This window comes from Roseovarius halophilus (ex Wu et al. 2025) (genome assembly GCF_047086965.1).
Map to the genome: position 1 here is coordinate 21,469 of NZ_JBKOTX010000060.1, position 6,572 is coordinate 28,040.

Here is a 6,572-nt window from a genome sequence, read left to right on the forward strand (position 1 = left end):
GCTTGTCGCCATCCTCTCAGCGCAGGTTAAACGCGGCTTTTGCGCAATTAACAGTAAATTAATGCTACACTGACGACATATTGCGCGCATTATCGGTCTCGTCTTCCTCGTCCTGCGCCGTGCCGATGGCGTATTCCTGCGCGAACTCCACCGCCATCGGCGACGCCGATGCGACGACCGGCGCATAATGCTCGGTCTCCTCCACGGTCGGCGCCGCGCGCTGCGTCATCCGGTAGGCGGCATAGGCCGCCATGGCGAACCCCAGCCCCGCGATGAACAGGAAGAACCCGCGCGGGCCCACGGCCCCCATCATCCAGCCGGTGATGAGCGGCCCCGCGACCGCCCCCAGACCGTTGATGAACACCATCCCACCGGCGGCCGCGGCCATGTCGTCATGCGACAGGAAATCGTTGGTATAGGCGATCAGCAGCGAATAAAGCGGGTTCGACATCCCCCCGATCACGAACCCCGCAACCAGCAGCATCACGAAGACTCCGCCGAAAATAAGCCCGATCATCGCACCGATACCGCACAGCAGTGCCGCGGCAAGGATGAGCACGCGGCGGTCCATCCGGTCGGACAACCAGCCGATGGGAAACTGCAGCACCAGTGCCCCCACGAAAAACGTCGAGACGAAGGTCGAAATCTGCGGCACGCTCAGCCCCGCCTCCGCGCCAAAGACCGGCGCCATGCCGAACTGCGCGGAAAAGACACCGCCAAGCACGAACATCCCCACGCAGCCCAACGGCGAAATCTTGAGTATCTGCCGCAGGCTGAGCGGCTTCGTCCGATCGAATGCCGGCGTCGGGCTGATCGACAGCAGGATCGGCGCGAATGCCAGCGACACGAGCACCGATGGCAGGATGAACAGGATGAAACCGGCCGGATCAGCCACCAGCATGAGCGCCTGGGCGCTGACGATCCCGGCCATCTGCACGATCATGTAAAGCGACAGCGCCTTGCCGCGGTTCTCGTTGTCCGAGGCATTGTTGAGCCAGCTTTCCGCGGTCACGTAGACACCCGAGAAACAGAAGCCCACCAAAATCCGTCCAAGCCCCCACGCGACCGGGTCCGGCAGCACGGGGTAAAGGATCATCACCGCCGATATGAGCGAGCCGAGCGCCGCGAAGACCCTCACGTGCCCAACCCGCCGGATCATTTCCGGCGCCATGCGCGACCCGAACAGGAAGCCGACGAAATAGCCCGACATCACCAGCGACATCTCGAAGGTCGAGAACCCCTCGATCTCGCCGCGGATGCCCAGCAGGGTGCTTTGCATCCCGTTGCCGACCTGCAGCAGCATCATGCCCAGCAAGAGCGCCCAGGCGCTGGCCAGCACCTTGATCATTCCCGTCTCTCCCCCGTCCGCACAAATCCGGCTACCGTACCGGTCGGCGCGCTGTCTTGAGCGTTCACGACACGGCCCGCGTCGTATCCGGTTCGGTGACCGTGTGTTCCCCCGGGATCAGCAACGACGCATCGCCATAGGAAAAGAACCTGTAGCCTTCGGCGATGGCGTGGTCATAGATCGCCCGTATCCGCGCCGGCCCCATCAATGCCGAGACCAGCATCATCAGCGTCGAGCGTGGCAAATGGAAATTGGTCATCAGCGCATCCGTCACCCTGAACTCGAACCCGGGATAGATGAAGATCTCGGTCTCGCCCTGCCACGGGCGCAAGGTGCCGCCGCGCGCGGCCGTCTCGATCAGGCGCAACGCCGTCGTGCCGACGGGAATGATGCGCCCCCCGGCCGCGCGCGCAGCGTTGATTTCCGCCGCGGCCGTCTCGCTCACCTCGCCCCATTCGGCATGCATCCGGTGGCTTGCCACGTCATCCACCGTGACCGGCAGGAACGTGCCCGCGCCGACGTGCAGCGTGACATGCGTGAACCCCACGCCCCGCGCCGCAAGCGCCTCCAGCAGCGTTTCGTCGAAATGCAACGATGCCGTCGGTGCGGCGACGGCGCCGGGGCGGCGGGCCCAAACGGTCTGGTAATCCGTATCGTCCTGCGCGTCCGCCGCCCGACGCGCGGCGATGTAGGGCGGCAAGGGCATTGCGCCCGCCTCGGCCAGCGCCGCGTCGAAATCATCGCCCACAAGGTTGAAGGCCAGCCGGCCCTGCCCGTCCTCCTTGGCCGTCAGCCGCGCGCTCAGACGGTCGGAAAAGCGTATCTCCTCGCCTTCACGCACTTTCTTCAGGGGCTTGAGCATGGCCGCCCAGTGCCCGTCCGCGCCCGGCTCCAGCAACGTCACCTCGATCCGTGCCTCGGTGGGCCCCTGCGCTGTGTTGCGGCGGCGCGTCCCGCTCAGCCGCGCCGGGATCACGCGGGTATCGTTCAGCACCAGCCGGTCGCCCGGCCGCAGCCAGCCACCGATATCGGCCACCCGCGCATCGGTAATCCGGTCGCGCTCGGCCACCAGCAAACGGGCCGCGGTGCGCGGCCGCGCGGGGCGCGTGGCGATCAGGGCCTCGGGCAAATCGAAATCGAAGTCGCTCAGCTTCATCGAGAGTTCCCGGCCGGTCGGCCGTCCGTTCTTTCACGTTCCGGCGGGGCCTCGTTCACCATCTGGCCGCTCGATCCCACGCGCGGCGCGGGCCGGCGGAAAATCTCGCGGAACATGCCCGGCGTCAAGGCGGATAACGGGTTGACCTGCACGCTCGGGTCCGAGGCCGGACCGGAGAGCGCATAGTTGAACCCGAACAGGCCCTCGCCCTGGCGCGTGAATATGCCGCCGATTGAGTTGACAAGATAAAAGGGCGACACCACCCCCTGCATGTCCATCAGTTCCCGGTCCGGATCGTAATAGCCATCCATCGTGATCCCCATCGAGGCGCCCACCGCGCTGCTCGACAGCAGGGCCACCCGTTCCGGTGTCAGGCGGAACCGCGCCGTGACATCGCTGAAATGGATCCCCTCGCCGTCAAGCTGGTCGAGTATCCCCACCACACTCAGGGTGTTGAGCAGCGTCGCCAGTGCGGGCGCATCCGTCAGCCTGATGTCGCGGGCTGTCAGCCGGCCATCATAGCTGCCGGCGGCAGGGGCCGGCGTCAGGACCAGTTCCAGACGTCCTTCGCGCGCCCGTTTCAGCAGGCCCGCCGAACTGAGGATCCCCCCGGCATCCGCGGCGCTGAGGCGGAAGGCACTGCGCCCCGCCTGCGGCACGACCTCGCCGTTGATGACCGCACCGCCGTTCACCCGGCCGCTGAAGCTGCCCCGCGTCCCGCCGGCCGTGTTCAGGTCGGCGCTGAACCCGGTCAGCGCGATGCCGTCGGAAACCTGCAACCTGTCGAGGCGCAGTGTCACCGGCCCGCCCGGGCGCGATGCGCCACCCGTGCCCTCGCCGCTCAGGGAGGTGCGGCGCAGGTCGACGGTACCGCCCGAAACGCGCACCTCGGGTGTCGCGCCGGCCTCGCGCCCGACCAGCGTAACCGGCGCGTCCAGCCAGTCCTCGAGGCGCACGCGCGAAAAGACGGCCCTGTCCAGTCGGCCGTTGTCGCGCAGCCGGACCTCGCCGGTCGCGTCAAGGCCCGCCGCCTCCAGCGCGACGCGGTCGATCCTCGGGGTATCCCCCATCATGCCGCGCACCTCCAGCCGCCCGGTCGATGCCGGGGCGAGCGCCCAGTCCAGCTGGCGCAGCCGCAGCCCGACCCCGGCCAGATCCGAGCTCAGCGTGAACCGCGCCGGCGCATCCTTGTCGAACGAGATTTCCATGTCGGCGCGCCCCGCTCCGGAAATGCTGCCCGGGGGCAGGCCGATGCGGAACTCGTCGGCGAACCGCTCGGACAATTCGATCCATCCCGTCACCGTGCCCCCGCCAGCCCTGCCGGGGCCGAGCGGTGTCTGCCAGCGCCCCTCGACCGGCACCTGCCCCACCTGCGCCGCGCCGCGGATCTCCAGCCCCGTGTTGCGCGCCGTCAGGTCCAGCGACGACGCCCGCAGAACGCGGTCCTGCACCAGCGCCTCGCTGCGGATCTCCGACAGCGTTCCGCTCACGTCAAAGGCCACCTCCTCGGGTTGCAGCTTGTCCTTCAGCAGGAAATCCAGCCGCCCGGTCAATGCCGCGCGCCCGTCGGCCAGCGTGACCGGGCGGCCGGCCTTCTGCATGAACCGGAACGGCTCCTCGTCCAGCAGGGAAAGCGCGGCGGTGATGGTGCCGTCGGTCCGCAGCCGTACCCGGGCCGGGCCGCGCTTGATCCGCACGTCGGGCACGATGAAGCTCGTCCCCGCGATATCGACAGCCCCGCCCTGCGCCGCCGGGACACGGCCCTCGCGCGCGTGAACCACGAACTTCCCGTCGTGCAGCGATGCGTGCCCCGCCGCGCCGGTGATCGGCGGCACCTCCTTGACGAACCGGGTTTCCAGCCCGGCGAAATCGAACCCGAGAAAAACATCCGGCCGATGACCCGGCACCGAGCGCACGGCGAACTGGATGTCACTCAGCGCCACGTCGCGCACGTTCTCGGAAATCCAGCGCCGCGTCTTTTCCTTCACGCGTTCCGGCCACAGCGCCAGCAGCCGATCCGGCGCGATCCCGTCCATCCGCCCGTCCAGCTTGACGTTCCAGCCATCGGCCCCGGCGGTCGCCATGCCGTCCATCACCAGCCGCTGGCCACGATCGGCAAGGCTCATCTGGCCCAGCGTCAGCTCGAACGGATCCAGCCTGAGCCGCATGTCCGCCGCGACCGTTTCCAGCGTCACCGGATCGGGGTAGAGGCCGGCGGGATTCGCGCTGATCTCGCCGAAACGGAACTGCCCGAGTATCTCGGACGGCCAGCCGTCCCGCAGGTCCACCAGTTTCGCCTGCCCCTCGGCACGCGCCGTCATCCAGTCGCTGTCCACGAAAAGCTCGTCGAAGACCAGCCGCTGCTCGGCTGGATCATAGGTGAAATAGGTGCGGGCCGCGTTGAACGCCACCGGCCGGGTCGCCTCGGTGGGCTTCAGGACACCCGCGCCAATGCGCAGCGTCGCGTTCAGCGCAGTCAGGTCGCCATCATCGTCCACACCTGCGCGCAGCGCCCCCGAGATCGGCGCGTCCAGCGCGTTCAGCCATGCCAGCGCCGGGCTTTGCCCCGCGATGTCATTGGCCGGCATGTCCTCGACCTTCACACCGAATTCCGCCGCTGTTTCACCAATCCGGCTGGAATAGTTCATCTCCAGCGTGGTGGCATAGTCGCGCGCCCCCAGCAGCGCGAAATCACCGCGCATCCGGATCGCGCCGGCCTGCCGCGTCATCTCCAGCCGGCCACCATCGACCGTCCACGCACGCCCGGCGCGCGCATCCTCGTACCGCAAGGTCAGATTGCCGGCCTCGACCCGGTCCAGCCGCGCGAAATGCGGCTGCGTGAGCAGATCGTCGGCCCGCGCGGCAAGCGCGCCGAAATTGGCGGCCTCCCCAAGGGCCGGACCGGTCTCGCCGACCGACACGTTGACGCCGCCATCGGCGGCGCGCAACAGCTTGACCCGCGCCCCCGACAACCGCACGGCGGCGGGCTGGACGCGCCCCCGCAACAACGGCACCAGCGCGACCCGGCTTTCGACGTCGGACAACCGCGCCAGAACGGCACCGTCCGGGCGGCGGATATTGACCTCGCGCAGGCGAAGCGTCGGGCGCCAATCACCTCGCAACGCCAGCGACATGGCACCAACGTCAAGCTCGAACCCGGCAATGTCGTCGTTGATGCGCGCCGCGATGCGGTCGCGCAGGTAGTCCGGCGCACGCACTTGAAAGCCCGCGACCGACACGAACGCCATGCCCGCGGCCAGCAATGCGACCACGCACGCCACACCGAAGGCCAGCCGCCTTAGCCGCCGCCCCGTGTGTCTTGTCGGTCTGCCGTCTTGCGCGTCATGCATCCGCGTTCGCCCGCTGCCCTCCGGCGCCCGCCTGCCTGCGCCTTTATTCTTGTTTCGCCCGCGCTAATATGGAAGCGACCGCAGCGAACCACAAGGAGCGCCCATGCCCGACATCCACGAAACCGCCCCCGATTTCACCCTGCCCCGCGACGGCGGCACCGAGGTCACACTGTCCGCGCTGCGCCCGGCCCCGGTCGTGCTTTTCTTCTATCCGCGCGACGACACGTCGGGCTGCACGAAAGAGGCCGTGGCCTTCACCGGGCTTGCCGACGAGTTCCGTGCCGCCGGGGCCACTGTGCTGGGCATTTCCAAGGACACCGTCGCCAAGCACGAGAAATTCCGCGACAAGCATACGCTCGGCGTGCCGCTCCTGTCCGACGCCGAGGGCGACGTCTGCGAGACCTACGGCGTCTGGAAGGAAAAGAAGATGTACGGCAAGACCTTCATGGGAATCGAGCGCAGCACCTTCCTGATCGGCGGCGACGGGCGCATCGCCCGCGTCTGGCCCAAGGTCAAGGTCCCCGGCCATGCCGAGGAGGTGCTGGAGGCCGTGAAGGCGCTATGACGGGAAAAACGCTGACGGACATGGCGGTCGAGGTCCTCTCGACCGCCGACGGCCGCGCCAAGACCGCGCTTTCGCGGGACCACGCGCAGGCGTGGCAGGCTGCCCGCAAGGCCGGCCGGGCAATTCCGCTGGGCCGCGCGCGCCCGCCACTGC

Annotated in this window: 4 protein-coding genes; 1 reads left to right on the plus strand and 3 read right to left on the minus strand. The window is 68.2% G+C overall.

Features of this window, described 5'->3' with window-relative positions; all coding sequences use genetic code 11:
* Nucleotides 1-64: 64 nt before the first annotated feature.
* The 3 genes from ACH107_RS13720 to ACH107_RS13730 all read right to left on the minus strand — a co-directional run bounded on the left by ACH107_RS13720 (nucleotide 65) and on the right by ACH107_RS13730 (nucleotide 5,776).
* The gene (locus ACH107_RS13720) at nucleotides 65-1,348 is read right to left on the minus strand and encodes an MFS transporter (RefSeq protein WP_412506314.1); all 1,284 of its coding nucleotides are present in this window, start codon (nucleotides 1,346-1,348) and stop codon (nucleotides 65-67) included.
* A gap of 64 nt (nucleotides 1,349-1,412) precedes the next feature.
* Nucleotides 1,413-2,504, minus strand: coding sequence for a tRNA preQ1(34) S-adenosylmethionine ribosyltransferase-isomerase QueA (queA, locus tag ACH107_RS13725; RefSeq protein WP_412506315.1), 1,092 nt, complete (start codon nucleotides 2,502-2,504; stop codon nucleotides 1,413-1,415).
* Nucleotides 2,501-5,776, minus strand: a complete 3,276-nt coding sequence (locus ACH107_RS13730; RefSeq protein WP_412506316.1) for an AsmA-like C-terminal region-containing protein — start codon at nucleotides 5,774-5,776, stop codon at nucleotides 2,501-2,503. The genes queA and ACH107_RS13730 overlap by 4 nt, the downstream gene beginning before the upstream one ends.
* A gap of 181 nt (nucleotides 5,777-5,957) precedes the next feature.
* Between ACH107_RS13730 and ACH107_RS13735 the strand changes: the two genes are divergently transcribed.
* Nucleotides 5,958-6,419 carry a peroxiredoxin gene (locus ACH107_RS13735; RefSeq protein WP_412506317.1) on the plus strand — a complete coding sequence of 154 codons (462 nt, stop codon included), beginning with the start codon at nucleotides 5,958-5,960 and terminating at the stop codon, nucleotides 6,417-6,419.
* Nucleotides 6,420-6,572: the final 153 nt, after the last annotated feature.